The sequence below is a fragment of the Neobacillus sp. BP17 genome, from assembly GCF_059579525.1.
In genome coordinates, this window is the sequence record NZ_CM184198.1 from 2,255,838 (window position 1) to 2,276,483 (window position 20,646).

A 20,646-nucleotide genomic window follows, 5' to 3' on the forward strand; every position below is an offset into this window, starting at 1 on the left:
AAATACCCAATATTCCAGTAATCTGCTTGCATTTCCAACCTCATTTCCATTTGTATTTTGCTATAATAGTAGTATTGGAAAGATGCAGAATAATAAATTGGGGTGAGTAGATGAAATTTATCCATACAGCTGATTGGCATTTAGGCAAACTCGTTCATGGGGTCTATATGACAGAGAATCAGCGTGAAGTACTTGAGCAATTTGTGGCCATTGTTGCGGAAGAAAAGCCGGATGCTGTTGTTATCGCAGGAGATTTATATGATCGCTCGGTCCCGCCAACTGATGCTGTAGAATTACTCGATGAAATTCTCTTTAAAATTAATGTTGAATTAGAAACACCGGTTGTGGCGATTGCTGGGAACCATGATAGCGCAGAAAGACTTTCATTTGGAAGTTCCTGGTATAAACACAGCCAATTTTATTTATCAGGAAAATTAACAAACAGCTTTACTCCTGTTCGAGTTAACGGTGTGAATTTTTATTTAGTACCCTATGCTGAGCCTGGTGTAGTCCGTCAATTACTCGGGGATGATTCCATCCATTCCCATCAAGAGGCAATGAAAGCCCTGGTAGGAAAAATGGAAGAAAATCTTAATCCGAATGAGCCTAATGTTTTGGTTGGACATGCCTTTGTATTAGGAGGTCAAACATCTGATTCTGAACGAATCTTGTCTGTAGGAGGTTCTGGTTGTGTTGGGGCAGAATTGTTCGAACCCTTTTCCTATACAGCTCTTGGTCACTTGCACAGTCCTGATGCCATTAACCACAATAAAGTGAAATATTCAGGTTCCCTTTTAAAATATTCTTTCTCGGAAGCTAAACAGAAAAAGTCGATTTCGATTATTGAAATGGATGATAAAGGTAACTTTACACACCGGTACCGCTCGCTGACACCAAAACATGATATGCGGGAAATAGAAGGGCATCTGGAAGAATTACTTGATCCATGTTTTTATGAAAAAGAAGCGATCCATGATTATTTAAAAATCACTCTCCTTGATGAAGGTGCCTTAATCGACCCGATTAATAAATTACGTCAAGTGTACCCCAACGTCCTCCATCTTGAACGAAAATTAGATTTAACTGACTTAAAGAAAAAACAATCATTCACCTCGATTAGAAGTGAAAAAAAATCAGAAATTGAGTTGTTTGAACAATTTTACACAGAAATGACAACCTCCGAATTTTCGCTTGATAAAAAAACGGCGATGATAGAAGTCATTGAAAAAGTGCTAAAGGAGGAGGGATTGAAATGAAGCCATTAAAACTGACGATGCAAGCTTTCGGCCCTTATGCTGGCTTTGAAGAAATTGACTTTACCGCACTAGGTAATCGGACAATGTTTGTTATTTCCGGAAAAACCGGCGCCGGAAAAACAACCATTTTTGATGCCATTAGTTATGCGATCTATGGAAAAGCAAGTGGGGAGGACCGCAATGGTCCTGAACTCCGCAGCCAGTTTGCCAAAGACGAGTTATTAACCGAGGTTTCACTAGATTTTTCTCTTCGTAACAAAGCATATTCGATTACGAGGTCACCTCAGCAATTGAAGAAGAAAGATAAAGGCGACGGCTATACACAAGTAGGTGCTAAAGCAGAGTTATATATATGGACAGAACATGGTGAAAAGAAACTGCTCGCTTCGAAAATCAATGATGTTGAAGAAAAAATTAAGGAAATAATGTTGATTGATGCCAATCAGTTCCGGCAGATTTTAATGATTCCGCAGGGTGAATTCCGTAAACTTCTCACCTCAGACAGTAAGGATAAAGAAGTCATTTTACAGCGGTTGTTCCATACCCAATTATATAAAATGGTGGAAGAGAAACTAAAGGTTGAAGCAACTGAACTAAAAAAGTCGGTTGAGGACCAAGTCCTAGCAAGAAATGAGCAGATTCGACGAATACAAGCTGTAACCAATCAAGAACTCCGTGAATATTTGGATGCAGACAGTGTGAACGATACGATCATCATGCCGCTTTTACTAACAGAAATTGCTGGTATGGCTGAAGTGTTAGAACAATTGAATCTCCAATTAAAAGAAAAAGCCCAGAAACAGGACAATCTGAAGGGGCTGTTGATTGAAGCAGAGGGAGTATTAAAGAAGCTTCAATTAAAAGAGGAGTTAAAGGGGCAAAAGGCAAGACTTGATTCTCAGGAAGAAGTGTATAACGGGAAAGAAAAGCAGGTGCAGCTTGCCCATAAGGCCGCCGTTTTAGCACAGCAAGAAGAACTATGCCACCGCTTAAAGCGCGAAGTGGATCAACTTGATGGAAATCTGAAATCCATTCAGATGGAAATCGAGAAATTGGAAGGACTTTTAAAACAGCATGAACAACATTTACAAAACGAACTCGAACGAGAAGGAGAACGCCAAGCCGCCCTTGATGAGGTAAATCGATTAGACAATATGAGGGAGGATGTCTATTCGTTTGCAACATTACTTAAAGAAACACAAAACAAGGATGCTGAATTAAAAGCTGCGCAACAAAAGCTTAATCAAACAGAACAATTTCTCGAACAACTAGAAGTGAAACAAGTGAATCTACAACGTCAAAAGGAAGAAATTGAAAAAGGGAAACTTATCTATCTAGAAAATACAGGCAGAATCGATAAACTGGATTTAGAAATTGATCGTTTAGACAAATACGAAATATTGCTTGCCCGCCATCAAAAAGCTGAACAAAATTTACGGTCGATCACTGCGAGATATGAAAATACTACTGCTAGATATACAGATTCAAAAGCATTGGTGGAACAACTAGAGAGTAAATGGATGCACGGCCAGGCCGCAATATTAGCAGTAAAACTTCAAACAGGTGAAGCCTGTCCAGTGTGCGGCTCGGAGCACCATCCATCACCAGCGATACAAAATAGTGGTAGTATTCCGACAGAAGAGGAAATGAAGGCAGCTAAGGCTCAAAGTGCCAACTGGGAAAAAGCAAAGTCTGCAGATGAAGCAGCCTTTTACCAGAGTCAGTCAGCTGAGGCAGCGCAAAGGGAAGCTGTAGCAGAAATAATGAACGAAATTCGTTCAATCCGAGCAGATTTTACTGCTGATCTTTTAGAGGATGCAAAAATGGAGGCATTGACGGCGAAGAACCAGCTGGTTCAGAAGCAAGGAAAGCTTGCGGAACAGATAAAGAATCTTGATAAAGTGAAGATGGAATTAGAAACCATAGAAGTTGAAAAAGTAGATATGCAAAACAAACTACAGCAGGTTTCAGCTTTAATCAATGAGTTAACCGTTCAATTCACTGAAAAGAAGACTACCCTTTCTCGGATGATGAAAGTCGTTCCAGAGAATCTACGCTCGGAAGTGGAATACGAAAAAGCACTTACGGTTTCTAAAAACCGGCAGCAAATGTTAGTAAAACAGTTGGAAGAGGCACAGCAGCGCCTGCAGCAAGTGAGAGAAAAACTTTCAAATGAAACAGCAAGATTATTAGATGCTAAAAAGCATCATGAGAGTAAAAAACAGGAGCTGGATTCCGAACGAGAAATCTTTATTAACAAACTCTCAGAGCAGGGCTTTGAAAAATATGGTACTTATGCTGAAGCAAAACGCACGGAAGCAGAAATTCGTAGTCTTGAAACTGAAATCCGCAGTTATCGAGAAGAATTACGTTCAGTTTCTGACCGGTTGAAAGAATTAACCGATGAGTTAATGAATGTAAAAACACCAGATGTCGATGGATTGAAGCACGAAATTGGAAACATCACAAGTGAAATCGAGGCTCTTACTCAGCAGCAAACCAATCTATTTGTTAAAAAGAGGGATAACGAAGAAATACACAACCGTGTGGAAAAATTGAATGAACAAATGAAATTTCTTGAAGAACGTTATAAGTTAATTGGTCATCTTTTTGAGATTGCTAAAGGCCAGAATAACTTCCGGATTACCTTCGAAAGGTATGTACTGGCTTCATTCTTGGATGATATTTTACGTGAAGCAAATGGCCGCTTACGAAAAATGACTTCCGGGCGTTTTCAATTGCTGAGGAAAACCGACCGTTCCAAAGGGAATACTCAAAGCGGATTGGAATTGCTTGTGTTTGACCAGTACACGGGTCAGGAACGACATGTCAAAACATTATCGGGCGGGGAAAGTTTTAAAGCTTCCTTATCACTTGCACTCGGTCTGGCAGACGTAGTGCAAAATTATGCCGGCGGGGTTTCTTTAGAAACGATGTTCATTGATGAAGGTTTTGGAACGCTAGATCCTGAATCCCTGGATCAGGCTATCGAAGCATTAATGGATATTCAAAGCAGCGGCCGTTTAGTTGGTATTATCTCGCATGTTCCGGAACTCAAAGAACGAATTGACGTCAGACTCGAAGTTAGGGCCGATCAGACAGGAAGTAGAACGGAGTTTGTGTTTACAAATTAATGTTAATCTAAACTAAAAGCAGTGGATTCAATTAAATCTCACTGCTTTTAGTGTTGGTTAGGATTTATTTAATTCATTAGTACATAACTTATAAAGGCTTAAAATTAGGAAACGGATGCTGAGCTTCAGCAAGCGTGGAAAGACTCGTTAATTCGGATAGTTCACCAATTTTATTCCAAACTGCCATGACTTTAGAAGATTGGTGTGCTTTTTCAATGGCCTCTGTTGACCGCCATTCTGCGATTTCAATGATCGTCCCATCCTCTGCTTGTAGGGTTAATAATTCTCGACTTGTAATCAACTCTTCCTCGCGGAGTGTTGGGATATGTACTTTAAGTAGTTCTTTTAATTCCTCCTCTTTTCCTGGGTTCGGACGATAGAGCGCCATGAACACTAATGAAGACATATTATATTCTCACCTCCTTTAATAACGTCATCATACTTATGATAATTCTTTAGAAATGGCGCGTCCAGCTTGCCTCCCTGAAAACAAACAGCCACCGAGAAACGTTCCTTCCAACGAGCGATAACCATGAATGCCGCCTCCGCCAAAACCTGAAACTTCGCCTGCTGCGTATAGACCGGGCACAGGTTTTCCAGTTACATCAAGGACTCTGCCGGATAAATCGGTCTGGAGACCGCCTAGTGTTTTTCGGCTGACAATGTTTAAACGTACTGCAATTAATGGACCCATTTTGGGATCGAGAATTCGATGAGGGGGTGCCACTCTGATCAGTTTGTCCCCAAGATAATTTCTGGCTCCACGCATGGCCGTAATTTGAAGATCTTTGGTAAATTTATTTTCAATCTCCCGGTCTCTAGCAAGAATCTGTCGCTCAATCTCCTCGAGAGACAACAAGTTATCACCTGAAAGTTTATTCATCCCGGCTACAAGTTCAGACAGGGTATTCGCAATCACAAAGTCTTCTCCCTTATTCATAAATGCCTTTACGGGTGCAGTAGGTCCTGGGAGGACACGAGCTAACACTTTTTTGATACTTTTCCCGGTCAAATCAGGATTTTGCTCAGACCCAGATAGGGCAAATTCTTTTTCAATAATTTTCTGGGTTAAGATGAACCAGGAGTAGTCGTAGCCTGATTTCATAATGACTTCGAGTGTTCCCAAGGTATCAAAACCAGGAAAGTTGGGCGCAGGGAAACGCTTCCCCTTGGCATCAAGCCAAAGCGAGGATGGACCCGGCAGGATCCGAATGCCATGGTTCGGCCAGACTGGGGCCCAGTTTTTAATTCCTTCGGTATAATGCCACATTCGGTCACGATTGACGATTCGTCCGCCGGCATTTTCCGTAATGCCAAGCATTCTTCCATCCACATGTTCCGGAACGCCTGAGATCATTTTTTGTGGAGCCTTACCGAGCCTTTCGGGCCAATTTTTTCGAATGAGTTCATGGTTACCGCCAATCCCTCCGCTTGTAACCGCAACAAATGAAGAATGAAACTCAAAATCCCCAATTACCTCTCGGGAGCTAGCCTCCCCGCGAGCAGCATTACTTGGAACCAAAATGTCACCCCTAACACCGGTGATGACACCATTTTCTTTCATTAATTTATTCACACGATGGCGTGGGCGATAATCGACAATTCCGTTCCTCATTGCTTGTCTGACTCGATTCTCGAAGGGCTTAACAAGACCCGGACCTGTTCCCCAGACAATGTGGAAGCGTGGGACTGAGTTGCCATGGCCTTCAGCCGTGTATCCACCTCGCTCTGCCCAACCGACAACGGGGAAAAAACGAACCCCCATTCCTGTCAGCCATTCTCTTTTTTCGCTGGCTGCAAAGTCAACATACGCTTCAGCCCACTTTTTCCCCCAATAATCCTCATCCTCTTCTCTGTCAAAACCTGCAGCCCCTAACCAGTCCTGCCAAGCAAGTTCCTTGGAGTCCTTAATCCCCATTCTTCTTTGTTCGGGAGAATCGATAAGAAATAAACCTCCAAATGACCACCAAGCCTGGCCGCCAAGAGAGGCTTCCGGTTCTTGATCCAAAAGCAGTACTCTTTTTCCTGCATCTGCAAGTTCAGCCGTTGCCGCCAACCCTGCTAGGCCTGCACCCACCACAATTACATCAAATTTCAAATAAATCCCCCCGGATATTTTCAACTAGGGCAAACCCTCCGAATTTGTTAATTTCTCATAAAGAAAGTTTGACAAAGTGCTATCATTTTCCTTCATTTAAACTATTTTTTGAAATATTTAATGTGAAAAAATTTCTATTTTTAATTAAATATGGAAATGACTAGGATGTTAGGAATCGAGCTGAATTTTGAAGAGGGGATTTCATGGTATTTACATTTTATTTTGTCTTAAGTTGGATGATGCTGGGCTTATTTATCTTTAATCGTCAGGAGAACCGAGGGTCGAGAAAGGAGCTATTATTTCTTGTCCTGCTAACCTGTCTCATTAACACTCATACCTATTTAGGTTTATTTGAAACATTTAAATGGATGAAAACCACAACTACTCCGAAATTATATTTGGCATTTCTTCTATTTCGGAGTGTCTTCAGCCCATTATTTGTTTCCTATCTCATTATGTATATAAATAATAGTACTTTAATAAAACAGTTTTTACTCCTTTTACTATACTGTCTAATAATCCTTGGGATTGATAAAGTAAATTTAAGCAGTGAGTTATATACCTTTAAAAAGTGGAATCATATTTTTACAGTTATTTATTATCTGCTTTATTTGTTTTTTGCCATGTATGCATTTAATTGGTTTAAAGGACTGCAAGAGCAGGAGGTGAAATGCAAGGATGATGTTGGTAGAACATAAATTTGGTCAGAATGATTATTTTGTTATTTGTGCGGTTTTAGTATCCTGGGGCATTTTTTTCTTTTTGCCAAAAGTGTTTTCAAATCAATTAACCATTCTCATCTTCCTTTATAGCTTAACTGCTGCAGGTCTTTTCGATAATTCATTTGGATCTGAGCCGTTTGACTTTTATGATATCATGGATGGTCCTGCATACACAGTTATGGATATAGTAGTTTATTTCCTCTATCCACCATTTTCCTATCTTTTTCTATACCTTTATAAAAAATTTCAAATAAAGGATCGCTACTTAGTGTTTTTTATTTTAAGTTTTACTGCGGTCGCTATTGGGGTAGAGTGGGTTTACCATAGCATGGGTGTTTTTCATTATAAAAATGGAAACAGTATTATTTACTCTGTTTGTACTTATTTATTCATTCAATCGCTATTAATTGTCTTTTATCGTTTTCTACGACCAAATGAACAGGTGAAATAAAAAAACCAGATGAATCTGGTTTTTCGTAGTTTAAAGTGTTTTTCTCAAGAATGGACTAATGAATGTGGAGATATCTTGAAAAGCGAAGACAAAGATGTCGTAAAATCTACCCTTGAACAATAGAGCCAAAATCGATACATTAGAAGGGAAGAACGATAAAGTAGGTGGCATCCTTGGAAAAAAGATATTTTACAATTGGTATGGCAGGGCACATCGACCACGGGAAAACGTCTTTAACCAAAGCGTTAACCAATGTAGATACAGATAGATTAAAAGAAGAAAAGGAACGTCAAATTTCCATTGAGCTTGGCTTTGCACCATTATATGAAGATAATGAAATCCAAATTTCAGTGATTGATGTGCCAGGACACGAACGGTTTATCCGGCAAATGATCGCTGGAGTTGCAGGGATTGATTTGGTCGTGCTCGTTGTTGCAGCAGACGAAGGTGTGATGCCGCAAACGAGAGAGCACTTAGACATCTTGAAATTCTTAGGGGTAAAAAATGGTTTGGTGGCCATATCAAAAATTGATCGAGTGGATAAAGAATTTATCGAACTTGTTAAAGATGATATTTTAGAGGAACTTTCTGGAACTGTATTTGAGGATGCACCGTTTGTTTTGGTAGACAGTCTTTCCAAAAAAGGCATCGATGAGATGAAAGCATTAATTATCCAAAAATTAAAAGAACAAGAAATGCGTGATGTGAAAGGGGCATTCCGTCTCCCGATTGATCAGGTATTTACAATAAAGGGCCAAGGTACTGTAGTTCGAGGAACAGTGTATGAAGGAACAGTAGTCGAAGGACAAATCCTGAAAATTATGCCCAAAGGGCTTGAGGTTAGAGCACGTCAGATTCAAGTCCACCATTCACCGGCTGAAAGGGCGTTCGCAGGACAACGCACTGCTATTAACCTATCAGGTGTCTCTAAGGAAGATGTTGAGAGGGGAGATGTGCTTGTCTCCTCTGAACATTTCCTTGTCACGAAGACACTGGATGTAGCGATTCGTGTCGTTGAAGACCTTGAGCACATGGTCAAACAGCGAATGCCGATTAAGCTTCATATCGGAACCGCGGAGGTAATGGGCCGGATAGTCTTTTTTGATCGCAATGAAATCAAGGAGGAAAATGGCGAAATCCTTTGTCAACTGAGACTTGAGGAGGAAATTTTAACAAAACGCGGGGATCGCTTTATTTTACGTCGTCCGAGTCCGCAAGAAACGATAGGCGGGGGCTGGGTGATTGATCCACGTGGTGACAAATATCGTTTTGGTAACCAGACGATTGAAGAACTGGAAAAGAAAAAGGTCGGTTCACCGAAAGAGCGGATTACTGCTGCTTTAATGGAAGCAAAGTGCCTGCCCCTGGATGAGTTAATCAAACGGACCTCTTTAGACGAATTCACAGTAACTGAAAAATTAAATGAGAAAGAATTTGTCTTTTTTGACGGGAAAGACTATACGCTCCAATTGTTGATTAATTCAATTGAGGAAGATATTTTTGATAGATTACAGGATTATCATCTTCTCCATTCGATGAAAATAGGGATCAATAAAGCTGAGCTGGTGCAAACCCTTCAAAAAAGAGTTCCAAAACATTTGCTGGATTTTGTTATCGAGAATGGAATTACCAATCATATCTTTAATAGAAGAGGGCAGTTTGTTTCGATAGCCAATTTTGTGCCTCATGTGCCCAAAAATTGGGCAAAGCGGACTGAAAATCTGATTGCCGAAATAAAAAAGGATGGGTTAAAAGTTCGTTCTCTAAAAGAGTATTTTACTGATGCCGGAATCCCTGGCACTCTGGAGGCAGATTTAAGACGCTTTTTAGAAGAGGAAGGAGTACTAGTCCTGCTGGATGCCCAGTTTGCATATCATGGAGATGTATTTCAACAAGCAGTGGCTAAATTGCGCAGTCAAACAGGAGCAGAATTTGATGTCGGAGCGGCGAAAGATGTTCTAGAACTTTCACGGAAATATATGATTCCATTTTTAGAAAAACTAGATTCAATGGGTCTAACCAAGCGTTTGGAAAATAAGCGAATTTGGAACAAGTAACAAAAAAGCCTCTATTCCGAGATGGAATGGAGGCTTTCGTCGGTTAAGATAAAAACTCTGCAGGGTTAAGTCCAAGCTCACGGCAGATATCGCTAACCATTTGCTTTTCATTGTTGTCAAAATTTCCATCAGCATAGCCAATGGCGATGCAATACCGGGCGACAAGACGAGCAATTTCGGGTTTGGTTCTAATTTTTCCAAGAGCACGGAAGGCTTCCGCACGACCCATCATCCGGTCATTTTCTATTCTAGAAACAAACAAGTTAAATTTTTGGATGACCTTCGTCGTATCAAAAACACGTAATTCTTCACTTTGATGGACGAACTCAATCATTTTTTGACGTTCAGAAGCATCCAAGTACCCATCTGCCATGGCCACTAAAGCACAGGCAGCAACCACTGCTTCAAGGACATCCTGACTTTTGTAGCGATTAAAAAGTTCCTGTGCCTTTCTCTTCGAATTGTTTGCCCATTCAGCGTAATCAGTTTGCGATGGGGACCAGGAATTTCCACAGCTATTACATGAAAATTTTAATTGATTTTTCCCGATGAATCCACCAAGGAGACCGACAGGACCAAGGATGAGTCCGCCAATGGCTGCTTTACCCAGACCGAATCCTTTCTTTCCTGTCCTCACATTTGACGAGTGGCAGCGCGGACAAATGATCTCATCTCCACCATATGTTTGGTGAGAATTTACTGTCGCAGGATACGACTGTGTCGGAAATCCGTAGGCAGGCTGTTGATATAATGATTCAGGCTGAAGATGGGTGCGCTGCTGATTTGGATTTGTATAATTTTGCTGGTATGGACTATTCTGCTGGAACAGATTAGGGCTTGATTGGCTTTGTTGGTATGCATTAGGATTTTGTTGGTAACTTGGCGGTGTTGGGACACTCGAAGGTGGATCATCAACAGCAATTCCAAAGTTCCGGCAAAGTGCTGCAAGGCCACCTTGGAAACCACTGGCTATCGCATTAAACTTCCATTCGCCATTATGCCGGTACAATTCAGCAGCGACAATGGCTGTTTCTACCGTGAAGTCTCTGCCCAAGTTAAATCTTAATAATTCCTCATGCGTTTGCTCATTAAAGATGCGCACATAAGAATCTGATATTTGTCCAAAATTTTGCCCTTTCATTTGAGCATCATGGATAGTAATGGTGAAGGCAACCCGATGAATGTGGGAAGGTACCCTAGCTAAATCAATCCTGATTTGCTCATCATCTTGTGCTCCTGCACCAGTACGATTGTCACCACTGTAGATGATGGATCCGTTTGCACCATTTGGATTATTATAGAACACAAAATCCTGATCACTGTTCACTTTTCCAGATTCACCTAATAAAAAGGCAGATGCATCTAAATCAAAGTTTGAACCCTGTTGATTAATATTCCATCCTAGCCCTACTACGACATTTTGCAGGCCAGGGTGAGATTTGGTTAAATCCACTTTTTGTCCCTTGCTAAGTGTAACACCCAATTTATTTCACTCCTCAACGATTTTGTTCCTATGTACATTATAATGTATTTTTAAAAAAGGGAAAAATTTCTAGATGTTCCAACTTCCTATCCTAGTTATATGTACGAAATAATGATGAAAAAGTTTCAAAATAAAATGAGAGAAACTAATTTGCACGTTTTCTTTAAAAAAGAACGCTGATCCATTGGACCAGCGTAGTTAAATTATTCAATAAGATTGGAATTATCTTTATTTTTTATAAAAGGCCACCAGTTGGCTTCTCCAAATGTTTTTACCATTACAGGGACAAACAATGGAAGTACGACCAGGGAGTACAAGGCCAATCCGATTAATAGTATCGTTGCAATTTCCAACAAGGATAAAACACCTGATGGCATCATTGCGGCAAATGTACCGCCTAAGATAACCGCTGCTGAAATAATAACGGTACCCATCTTTTTCATAGACAGTAGAATGGCTTTTTCAACTGGCATGTTTCGATATTCGTTGAAGCGATCCATTAAGAAAATACTGTAATCGATTCCTAAGGCTACTAATATAACAAAGGCAAAGAATGGCACCGCCCAACTTATTCCAGAGTAACCCAATAAATTAACAAAGATTTTTTCTGAAATGGCCATCGAAGTATAGTAGGTTAGGACGAGTGAGCCAATCAGATAAAGTGGCATAATGAGTGAACGAAGCAAAATCACTAAGATAATACTAATCCCAACAAGCATGAGAACAACGGTTCTTGAATAATCAGCTTTTGAAATAGAATCAAGGTCATTATGCATACTGGATACACCGCCAATTGCCACTTTAGCATTTTCGAGTTTGGTATCCTTAATCACGCGTTTGACTGCTTGCTTTATTTCTGGAACGCGGTCAATCGCTTCATTGGAATATGGATTTTTACTGAAGATCACATCAATCGTCATTACTTTTCGATCTTTTGACAAGTAAGCGTCGAGTGCTTGCTCAAAGTCTTTACTATCTAGCACGTCCTGAGGAATATAAAATCCATTTTGTTTCTGATTGGATACTTCAGATAAGTAATCTTGAGCCGAATTCAGTCCGTCCGACACTTTATTTAAACCATCAGCACTTTGAGTTAAGCCATCTGAAAGCTGTGTGATCTGATTTCCCATATCTTGAAATCCTGTTAGGAGCTGTTTTTGCCCATTATTGATTCCGGAAAGTCCACCGGTAAATTGGGGAAGTCCTGCAATGACTTTGCCTTGTCCTGCAGCCATTTTGTCAAGTCCAGTTTCAAGATCGGAAATCCCTTTTAACAGGCCTTCCATTCCGGTAATTAGGGCTTTCTGGCCAACAGTAATTTCTGTGAATTTACTGTTGGCAAATTCTATACCTTCTTGTGCACCTTTAAGCCCAGTATTTAATTGCTGTAACCCGCCAGCTAATTCTTTTGTTGCGGTTTGCGAGCCCTGAACAGTCATTTTAATAGCTTGATAGTTTTGATTTTGACCGATATCACTGTATTGTTGTTCTAGATTTGAAAAATATTGATTTGTAGCCGTTAGAGTTTTGTTCAAGGAACCTAATCCCGTTGCTACTTTCTCATATTGCCCATGGAGGGTAGCTAATCCTGTACTTGCCTTTTTATAGCCAGCGAGTAATTGTTTGCTTCCGGCTAGAACCTCTTTTGATTTTTCTTTAACCTGGGCTAAACCATCTTTTATCTGAGCAGAGCCGGCGGAACCAGATCTAATTCCTTTCTCAATAACTGTCAGCCCGCTTTGGATGTCGCCCATCCCTGTTTTTAGTTTATTCGTTCCATTTATTAACTCGCTGATTCCGTCGGTGGCTTCCTTCATTTTCGGCTGATTGGCTGCCATCTGGCTGCCAGCTTCCTCCAGGCCATCGCTGATTTTTTTAATTCCATCGTTACCTTGCTCGAGGCCTTCCCCGAGACTTGACACCTGTTTGGATAGATATAAATCATCAATTGTTTCCCCGGTTGGACGGGTTGCGGAACGGACGGAATTCACATCGCTGACACGTGCGAGCTCTTGACTTATTTTTTCCGTGATAGCCATATATTCCGAAGTGTTCATTTGGTCATCGTTTTTAATGACGATTTGGGTAGGCATAGACTCGCCTGGTCCAAATGATTCAGAAATAATATTAAAACCCTTTATTGATGGAAAATCATCACTGATTTCCTCAAGTGAATTAAACGATAATTGATCCTTATAAGTGAATAAGAAGGGGATAGAGATGACCCCGACGATAATAAAGGCAATCAATGGACGTGCGAGTGCAAACCTGCCCACAAATCCCCAAAATTTACTTTCACTATGCTCCAGTTTGCCCTTGGATGGCCAAAATAATTTTTTGCCAAGCACAGCCATGAAGAATGGGACAATTGTAACAAGGGCGATTAATAGGATTGCTACACCTACGGCAACCGCCGCTGCTGATTGATAGAGCTTAAAGGTCGAAAAGCCAATCGAAGCAAACCCAATCATAACGGCAACCCCGCTAAATAAAACTGTTTTTCCTGCGGTACGGTAGGTTTCCACAATCGATTCTGTTACACTATCATTCTTTGCCATTTCTTCTTTAAAACGGCTAAGCAGTAAAATACAATAGTCTGTTCCAATACCAAAAAGGACAGCAACTAAGAAAATCTGTGTAAAGGTTGAGAGTGGAAAGTTAACTTTATCCACTAATAAAGAAACAATCGATTGAGCCGTAAGATAACTGAACCCCACCGTAACCAATGGAATAATTGGTGCTATTGCCGATCGAAACACCAGTAGAAGCACAATTAGAATAAATCCTACAGTAATTCCTTCAGTTTTTTTCAATCCTTCTTGCGAGTTGGTGACAAGGTCATCGCTGATTACCCAGTTACCTGTGTAGTAATGCTCCAGTTTTACATCATCAATTTCTTTATATAGTTCATCTGCAATTTCTTTGGCTTCACGGCCATTTACATCCACCTTTACGGAAACAAGAATGGTTTTTCCATCCTCAGATACCAGTTGGTCTTTTAATTCGGATTGCTTAAAGTGGGTTAAAATTTCGGAAATCCCTAGTTTTTCCTTGTTTTTTTCAAGCTGATTTACGGCTTTTTCCGCACTTTCGAAATCGGCCTTGGTTAACTTTTTATTACTATGAAAAACCAACGCCGTTTGTAGATTACTGCCACTGTTTTCACTTGATTGAACATCTTTGAGGATTTTTTCGGCAATAGTTGAGGAGTATCCTTCTGGAACAGTAATTTGCCCTTTCTCCCGAACTAGCGTTTCCATATTTGGTGCCACCATAAATAGGGCGGTGATAACGAGGATCCACGCGAGTAATATAAACCATTTTCCTTTTATTATCGCTCTCACTATTTATTCCCCCAGTTCTTCGTTTTTCTTGTTGACTAAAATTTTTGCCAATTTTTCATACGTATTTATAAAGGTAGTAATTTCCGATTCTTCAAATTGGGTAATGATTGATTCAACTAGGAATTGAACTTTTTCTTGGCAATCCTCGTAGAGTGTGTAACCTTCCTTTGTTAGGGTTAAGTAAACCACTCTCCGGTCGCATTCATCACGTGTTCTTTGGATTAGACCGCGATCGACCATTCGATTAATGATGGCGGTGATGGCGCTTTTATTTACTTCGAAAGCATCTGCTAGCTCCGTAGAAGTGCATTCCTTTGCTTGATGAATATATCTTAGTATGTAATGTTGGTCGTTTGTGAGTTCGTCGCCAATTTGCCCCTTGATTAAATATTCGGCTTTTTTGTGGACTTGAAAAGATACGGAAACATACCGGTCAATTAACTCTTGAATGACGTTTTTATCCATGAATGTTTTCACCTCTAAATTTATGAAAAATAGTTAAACTGTTTAACTATTCACTTGTTAAACTATATAATAACCAAAAATTGCTGTCAATCGATATAAACTTTTTTCAATTCGGTGCTTCCTCGCAAATCTTAAGAACTTTTAAGGAAAAGTTAAGGATTAAATATAATACTGGTTGTAAGTTAGAAATTTTGGCATCCTGGGCGGAATTCAGGAACGCAAAAAGGAGTTAGTAAAAATGAAAAAATGGATAGTAATTGCAGGTAGCGTCCTAGTTATCGGTTTTGTCGGATATCAATGGAAACCATTATCGCTAAGTTCAATAACCGTGTCTGCGCAAGTTAGAACGGCAGTTGTTCAAAAAGGTACGTTAAACGTCAACATCAGCGGTTCGGGAACTGTACAGGCGGTAACCAGCGAAGATATTAAATCAAAGTTTGATAATAGTGAAATAGACGAGGTGTTAGTAGAGGTTGGTGAGAAAGTAAAGAAAGGTGAAGAATTAATTACCTTTTCGGATGGAAGTGATCCTGTAACAGCATCAGCCACTGGAGTTGTTACGAGCCTTGCAGTTTCAGCAGGCGAGCGTGTTACGAATGGACAAGTTGTTGCCCATGTAACCAATTACAACGAATTACAAACCGTGGTCCAAATTGATGAACTTGATATTTCCAAAATAAAAAAGAAACAGTCCGTTAACCTAATAATTAATGCGTTTCCTGATCAAACATTTACTGGCAAAGTTTCAGCTATTTCTGAAGAAGGAACATCCTCAAGCGGAGTTTCCACTTTCGCTGTTACCATTCATATTGACAAACCAGATCAACTTAAAGTCGGGATGAGTGCGGAAGCACAGATTTTAACGGTAAGTAAGGAAGATGCTCTTTATGTTCCGCTTGAGGCGGTATATACATCAAACAAGGAGAAATATGTCATCATCAATTCAAAGAGCGCAGATAATACCACCTCTGAAACTAAGAAAAAAACCATTCAAACCGGTTTAGCAAATGAAGATTATGTGGAAATAACAAAAGGGTTGTCAGAAGGTGAAACGATTAAGTTACCTCAATTAGCAAAAGCTAGCTCGTCTAAAACTTTAACGACAAATACACAAGGTAGTGTTTTTGGTGGTTTAGGCAATGCGGGAGGGATGAACCGTAGCTTTGGAGGTAGGGGTGGAAATTAAATGGACGGTAATTTCCTCGTTATTAGTGAATGGTGAACAATAATCAGCTAGTATGTTGGGAGTGCTTTGTTTGCTATAATTATTTTTATACGATGCTTAGGAGAGAAAGAGAATGCGCTTATTAGTTGTAGAAGATAATCTACCTTTATTAGAATCCATCGTACAGCTTTTATCCGATGAGTTTGAAGTTGATCAAGCTTCGAATGGTGAGGATGCATTGTTTTTGGCAATGCAGAATATTCATGATGTGATTGTATTGGATGTAATGATCCCCGAGATTGATGGGTTTGAAGTGTTACGGACTATTAGGAAGGAAGGCTTAAATATACCAGTCCTTTTCCTAACTGCAAGAGATTCGCTTGAAGATCGTGTTCAGGGACTTGACAGCGGCGGGGATGACTATTTGGTTAAGCCTTTCCAAGCTGCTGAATTAAAGGCGAGAATCCGTGCCTTGTTAAGAAGAAGCGGCAGCTTAACAACCAATCAAACGATTCAGTATCGCGGGATTGAATTGTTAGGAAAGGAAAGAGACATTGTTGTCGATGGGAAACAGATCAAACTGACAGCAAAGCAATACGAACTGTTAGAATATTTAATTCAAAACAAGGGAGCCATTCTCACAAAAGAACAAATCTATGACCGGGTGTGGGGGTTTGATTCAGATACAACCATCGCAATTGTGGAGGTATTTATGCATCATCTCCGTAAAAAATTAGAACCATCAGGCTATCATAGTGATATTAAAACGATTCGCGGCGTTGGCTATATGTTGAATGAAGAATAGGAGTTCACATGTTTCGGCAAACACTTATTAAATTAACCTTTCTAAATTCATTAGTATTTATCGTTCTTATAAGTATACTAGGGACCGTCATTTATTTTTATACAAGTAATAAATTATATAAAGATGTCAACCAATCCCTGCTCGAATCGATAGAACATTTACAACAGCAGCCGGATGGACCAGGTGGAATTCGAGAAGGTAATGGGGGGATTGGAGGGCAATTTCCAAAATTTATTAGGCGGGACCCACGGATATTAACCCTGATCTGGGATGAAGACAACCAGTTGTTGTTGGGACAAAATCGGGATGCGGACATTTTTGAAGGTAATGAGAAGTTAATCAAGCCTACAGAATTTAATACTTTAACAGATGTGGATGTTGAGGATTTTTCATTTAGGTATATTGCCTTTAAGGTGGAACATCCCCAATTAGGAATAATAACCGTTCAATTCATTCGCAATGTGAATTCTGAACAAGAATTATTGAATAGACTTTTGTTAATAATGTTAATTGGGATGGGTGTTGGAATTATTTGTGCTGTTGCATCAGGTTATTTTTTAGCGGGAAAGGCATTAGTCCCAATTAAAAAAGCTTGGCAGAAGCAGACAGAATTTGTATCTGATGCCTCGCACGAGCTAAGAACCCCATTAGCGGTTATCCAGGCAAAAACGGAAGTCCTATTTCGGGCTCCAAAAGCAACTATTCAGGATCGGATTCTTGATATATCAACGATTTCCAATGAATCAAGACGGCTTTCTAAATTAGTGACCAACTTATTAACTCTTGCTAGATCGGACTCTGATCAAATTGAGGTCAAAAAGGAACAATTCCAACTCGATGATTTGTTAAAAGAAATTCTTCAACAATATGAAGAAATTGCATTGTATCAAGAAAAATCGCTTTATTTACAAGAAACGGAACCTGTGCGATTTTTTGCTGATAAAGCAAGAATTCATCAATTAATCGTCATATTATTAGACAATGCCATGAAATATACAAATGAAGGCGGGGAAATACGGCTTTCATGTTCACAAAATCATTCCTCCATTTTTCTTAAAATAAAGGATACCGGGATTGGTATTCCAGAAAAAGATATTCCGAAAATCTTTGACCGTTTCTATCAAAGTGACAAGGCGAGGACGGCTGCTGAAGGAACAGGACTCGGTTTATCGATTGCAAAATGGATTATTCAGAAACATCATGGTAAGACAAGGGTGCAAAGCACGCCAGGTAAAGGAACGACAATTGAAATCATTTTCCCCAAAACCCAAAAAAATTAATTTTTTGGGTTTTTTTATTCAAAAAGATCAAGGTAGATCTATTTTTTAAGAAAAACTTAAGGAACCCCCTTCATAATGTGTTTGATATTATTCAGGCAAAGATTTTTACATGGAAAACTGAAGGGAGAAGTCTTAACATGAAGAGTACGAGAAAGACACATCTGTGGATAGGCTTAATTGCTTCCATTTTCATCTTTATCGAGTCCTTAACAGGATTGTTAATGAATGAACCTTGGTTAATCGGTCAAACACAGTTTCAAGGTGGAAAGGGGAATTTCCAGCCAGGTCAATTTAACCAAGGCGAGCGTCCCCAAGGAATGAATGGCGGTTTTGAACAAGGAAATCAACAAAATTCAGGACCTCAGGGCGGCGGCCCATTTCAAGGACAAGCTAATGGTCAGAATGGAAACGGTCAGTTCCAAGGGCAACGCGACTTTAGGGAAAATGGAAACCTGCCGGAGGGAATTCGTGGACAAAGGCCGGGGCAAGGGTCGATTATGTCAATCATCCGGGGCCTTCATGAAGGTAGAATTGGCAATACAAATGTGAAATGGTTAATAGATTTAACCGCCGTTGCCTTAATGATTCTAACAGGGACAGGAATCTATCTTTCTATGAAAGTTATCGCTGCAGAAAATAAGCGAAAGAAGCGGCAGGCAGAAAGCTTATTTGAATAGATTAATAATGTAAAAGCACACGATAGAATGATATGCTCCCGATAAAGTAGACAGATGAAATAATAAAAATCTGTTTACTTTTTTGGGGGCTTTTTCTATGGGGAAATATTCATCACAAGAAAAATTTGAGATAATAACGGCTTATGAAAACAGAAAAATCTCAGTTTCAGACTTTTGTAAACAACACCACATATCTTCTAGAACTCTGAATGATTGGATTTATCAATTTCAGACATATGGAACTGAATGGCTTCAGGGTTCGGGGGAATGGAAGCGGTATTCGAAGAAAGTAAAAACAGCTGCGGTTAATGACTTTCTTTCGGGTCAATTCTCTCAAGTTGAGATTGTACGTAAGTATGAAATATCAAGTCGTTCAGTGTTACAAGGATGGATTAGGATTTATAATGATCATAGAGAAATAGAAGAGACGAAAAGGGAGAAGAACTCTATGATTAAAGGCCGATCCACGACATTAGAGGAACGATTTGAGATTGTTATGTATTGCATACAGAACGGGAAAAACTATCAACAAACATCTGATCACTTTAATGTTTCCTATCAACAGGTGTATCAATGGATAAAGAAGTTTGAGAAGGAAGGACCGGACGGTCTAGAAGATAAGAGGGGGAAGCGTAAAACGGAATCAGAGTTAACCCCTGAAGAGAAAATACAGCGCGAAATGAAGCGGTTAGAGCAGGAAAATGAACGCCTTCGGGCGGAGAATGCATTCTTAAAAAAGTTGGAGGAACTCGAAAGGAGGCGGTTAAAGAGATAAGCCAGGTCCGTTTGGCCGATAAATATACAGCTATTCAAGAACTTCATGAGAAAGAGAAATTCTCCATTGTGCTATTATGTGAAATTGCGAGAATTCAACGCTCTTCTTATTATAAATGGCTTAATCGCACCCCTCCTGAGAATGAAAAGATGAATGAGGAAATCCTGGAGGAGATAAAACGTCTATATAAGAAAGTGGACGGTATATATGGATACCGCCGCATTACGATGAACCTAAATCGTACCTTACCAAAGTCCATTAATCATAAACGAGTGTATCGATTAATGAGAATAGCTGGAATACAATCCGTTATTAGACGCAAAAGGAAAAAGTATAAGCCAAGCACTCCACAACATGTAGCTGAGAACATCTTGAACAGAGAGTTCCACGCAGAGAAGCAAAATGAAAAATGGTTAACAGATGTAACTGAATTGAAGTATGGAGTCTCACAAAAAGCTTATTTAAGTGCGATTTTAGATTTGTACGATGGATCCATTGTCAGTTATGTATTAGGCAATTCAAATAATAATCCATTGGTATTTAAAACCCTCGATTTAGCTTTGGAAACTAACCCAGGAGCAAAACCTATCCTCCATAGTGATCGAGGATTTCAATACACTTCCCCTACTTTTAAAAGGAAAATTGATAAGGCAGAGCTGGTTCAGAGTATGTCGAGGGTCGGAAGGTGTATCGATAATGGACCAATGGAAGCTTTTTGGGGAACATTGAAAAGTGAAAAGTATTATCTGAACAAGTACAGCACCTTTGAAGAGCTGAAGAAAGACATTGAGGAGTACATAAAATTTTATAATTATGAACGATTACAAAAAAAACTAAACGGCCTAAGCCCCTTAGAATACAGGGCTCAAGCCGCTTAGTGTCATTTATTTATTTCCACTGTCTACTTGACGGGTGTCACTTCAGAAATTCGTGT

Annotated in this window: 15 protein-coding genes; 10 read left to right on the forward strand and 5 right to left on the reverse strand. The window is 39.7% G+C overall.

The window, feature by feature from the left end; genetic code table 11:
- The first annotated feature begins 110 nt into the window (after positions 1-110).
- Both AC4QJR_RS10810 and AC4QJR_RS10815 read left to right on the forward strand, forming a co-directional pair.
- Positions 111-1,256, forward strand: a complete 1,146-nt coding sequence (locus AC4QJR_RS10810) for an exonuclease SbcCD subunit D (protein ID WP_251460603.1) — start codon at positions 111-113, stop codon at positions 1,254-1,256.
- On the forward strand, positions 1,253-4,390 hold the full coding sequence (locus tag AC4QJR_RS10815) for an SbcC/MukB-like Walker B domain-containing protein (protein ID WP_496526162.1): 3,138 nt from the start codon (positions 1,253-1,255) through the stop codon (positions 4,388-4,390). Before AC4QJR_RS10810 ends, AC4QJR_RS10815 begins: the two co-directional genes overlap by 4 nt.
- A gap of 88 nt (positions 4,391-4,478) precedes the next feature.
- Here the strand turns inward: AC4QJR_RS10815 and AC4QJR_RS10820 are convergent, their stop codons facing one another.
- Together AC4QJR_RS10820 and AC4QJR_RS10825 are read right to left on the reverse strand one after the other, a co-directional pair.
- Positions 4,479-4,796 carry an antibiotic biosynthesis monooxygenase gene (locus AC4QJR_RS10820; RefSeq protein WP_251460606.1) on the reverse strand — a complete coding sequence of 106 codons (318 nt, stop codon included), beginning with the start codon at positions 4,794-4,796 and terminating at the stop codon, positions 4,479-4,481.
- 36 nt (positions 4,797-4,832) lie between these two features.
- Positions 4,833-6,488 carry an FAD-binding dehydrogenase gene (locus tag AC4QJR_RS10825; protein ID WP_496526163.1) on the reverse strand — a complete coding sequence of 552 codons (1,656 nt, stop codon included), beginning with the start codon at positions 6,486-6,488 and terminating at the stop codon, positions 4,833-4,835.
- A gap of 203 nt (positions 6,489-6,691) precedes the next feature.
- Between AC4QJR_RS10825 and AC4QJR_RS10830 the strand changes: the two genes are divergently transcribed.
- The 3 genes from AC4QJR_RS10830 to selB all read left to right on the forward strand — a co-directional run bounded on the left by AC4QJR_RS10830 (position 6,692) and on the right by selB (position 9,718).
- Positions 6,692-7,186, forward strand: a complete 495-nt coding sequence (locus AC4QJR_RS10830; RefSeq protein ID WP_496526164.1) for a hypothetical protein — start codon at positions 6,692-6,694, stop codon at positions 7,184-7,186.
- A complete protein-coding gene (locus AC4QJR_RS10835) occupies positions 7,167-7,661 on the forward strand; it encodes a hypothetical protein (protein ID WP_496526165.1) in 495 nt (164 codons plus the stop codon). Before AC4QJR_RS10830 ends, AC4QJR_RS10835 begins: the two co-directional genes overlap by 20 nt.
- 173 nt (positions 7,662-7,834) lie before the next feature.
- Entirely contained in the window at positions 7,835-9,718 is a 1,884-nt protein-coding gene (selB, locus tag AC4QJR_RS10840) for a selenocysteine-specific translation elongation factor (RefSeq protein ID WP_496526166.1), read from the forward strand.
- A gap of 43 nt (positions 9,719-9,761) precedes the next feature.
- Here selB and AC4QJR_RS10845 read toward each other — a convergent pair whose 3' ends face one another.
- The 3 genes from AC4QJR_RS10845 to AC4QJR_RS10855 all read right to left on the reverse strand — a co-directional run bounded on the left by AC4QJR_RS10845 (position 9,762) and on the right by AC4QJR_RS10855 (position 15,010).
- Positions 9,762-11,201 carry a TerD family protein gene (locus AC4QJR_RS10845; RefSeq protein ID WP_496526167.1) on the reverse strand — a complete coding sequence of 480 codons (1,440 nt, stop codon included), beginning with the start codon at positions 11,199-11,201 and terminating at the stop codon, positions 9,762-9,764.
- Between the two features lie 203 nt (positions 11,202-11,404).
- On the reverse strand, positions 11,405-14,545 hold the full coding sequence (locus AC4QJR_RS10850; protein ID WP_496526168.1) for an MMPL family transporter: 3,141 nt from the start codon (positions 14,543-14,545) through the stop codon (positions 11,405-11,407).
- A 3-nt stretch (positions 14,546-14,548) separates the two neighbouring features.
- On the reverse strand, positions 14,549-15,010 hold the full coding sequence (locus AC4QJR_RS10855; RefSeq protein ID WP_496526169.1) for a MarR family winged helix-turn-helix transcriptional regulator: 462 nt from the start codon (positions 15,008-15,010) through the stop codon (positions 14,549-14,551).
- Between the two features lie 238 nt (positions 15,011-15,248).
- Between AC4QJR_RS10855 and AC4QJR_RS10860 the strand changes: the two genes are divergently transcribed.
- From AC4QJR_RS10860 to AC4QJR_RS10880, 5 genes are all read left to right on the forward strand, one after another.
- On the forward strand, positions 15,249-16,196 hold the full coding sequence (locus AC4QJR_RS10860) for an efflux RND transporter periplasmic adaptor subunit (RefSeq protein WP_496526170.1): 948 nt from the start codon (positions 15,249-15,251) through the stop codon (positions 16,194-16,196).
- Positions 16,197-16,308: 112 nt separating this feature from the next.
- Complete coding sequence (locus AC4QJR_RS10865) at positions 16,309-16,980, forward strand: response regulator transcription factor (RefSeq protein WP_098575264.1); 672 nt, start codon at positions 16,309-16,311, stop codon at positions 16,978-16,980.
- Between the two features lie 8 nt (positions 16,981-16,988).
- On the forward strand, positions 16,989-18,260 hold the full coding sequence (locus AC4QJR_RS10870; RefSeq protein WP_496526171.1) for a sensor histidine kinase: 1,272 nt from the start codon (positions 16,989-16,991) through the stop codon (positions 18,258-18,260).
- Positions 18,261-18,397: 137 nt separating this feature from the next.
- Complete coding sequence (locus tag AC4QJR_RS10875; protein WP_496526172.1) at positions 18,398-18,937, forward strand: PepSY-associated TM helix domain-containing protein; 540 nt, start codon at positions 18,398-18,400, stop codon at positions 18,935-18,937.
- A 97-nt stretch (positions 18,938-19,034) separates the two neighbouring features.
- A protein-coding gene (locus tag AC4QJR_RS10880; protein ID WP_496523681.1) for an IS3 family transposase occupies positions 19,035-20,590 on the forward strand; the annotation gives its coding sequence in 2 pieces (ribosomal slippage) (positions 19,035-19,680 and positions 19,680-20,590; 1,557 coding nt in all).
- Positions 20,591-20,646 lie beyond the last annotated feature (56 nt).

Coding starts and splice junctions, on each gene's coding strand:
- AC4QJR_RS10810 (WP_251460603.1), top strand. CDS start 111: ATGAAATTTATCCATACAGCTGATTGGCATTTAGGCAAACTCGTTCAT.
- AC4QJR_RS10815 (WP_496526162.1), top strand. CDS start 1,253: ATGAAGCCATTAAAACTGACGATGCAAGCTTTCGGCCCTTATGCTGGC.
- AC4QJR_RS10820 (WP_251460606.1), bottom strand. CDS start 4,796: ATGTCTTCATTAGTGTTCATGGCGCTCTATCGTCCGAACCCAGGAAAA.
- AC4QJR_RS10830 (WP_496526164.1), top strand. CDS start 6,692: ATGGTATTTACATTTTATTTTGTCTTAAGTTGGATGATGCTGGGCTTA.
- AC4QJR_RS10835 (WP_496526165.1), top strand. CDS start 7,167: ATGATGTTGGTAGAACATAAATTTGGTCAGAATGATTATTTTGTTATT.
- AC4QJR_RS10855 (WP_496526169.1), bottom strand. CDS start 15,010: ATGGATAAAAACGTCATTCAAGAGTTAATTGACCGGTATGTTTCCGTA.
- AC4QJR_RS10860 (WP_496526170.1), top strand. CDS start 15,249: ATGAAAAAATGGATAGTAATTGCAGGTAGCGTCCTAGTTATCGGTTTT.
- AC4QJR_RS10865 (WP_098575264.1), top strand. CDS start 16,309: ATGCGCTTATTAGTTGTAGAAGATAATCTACCTTTATTAGAATCCATC.
- AC4QJR_RS10870 (WP_496526171.1), top strand. CDS start 16,989: ATGTTTCGGCAAACACTTATTAAATTAACCTTTCTAAATTCATTAGTA.
- AC4QJR_RS10875 (WP_496526172.1), top strand. CDS start 18,398: ATGAAGAGTACGAGAAAGACACATCTGTGGATAGGCTTAATTGCTTCC.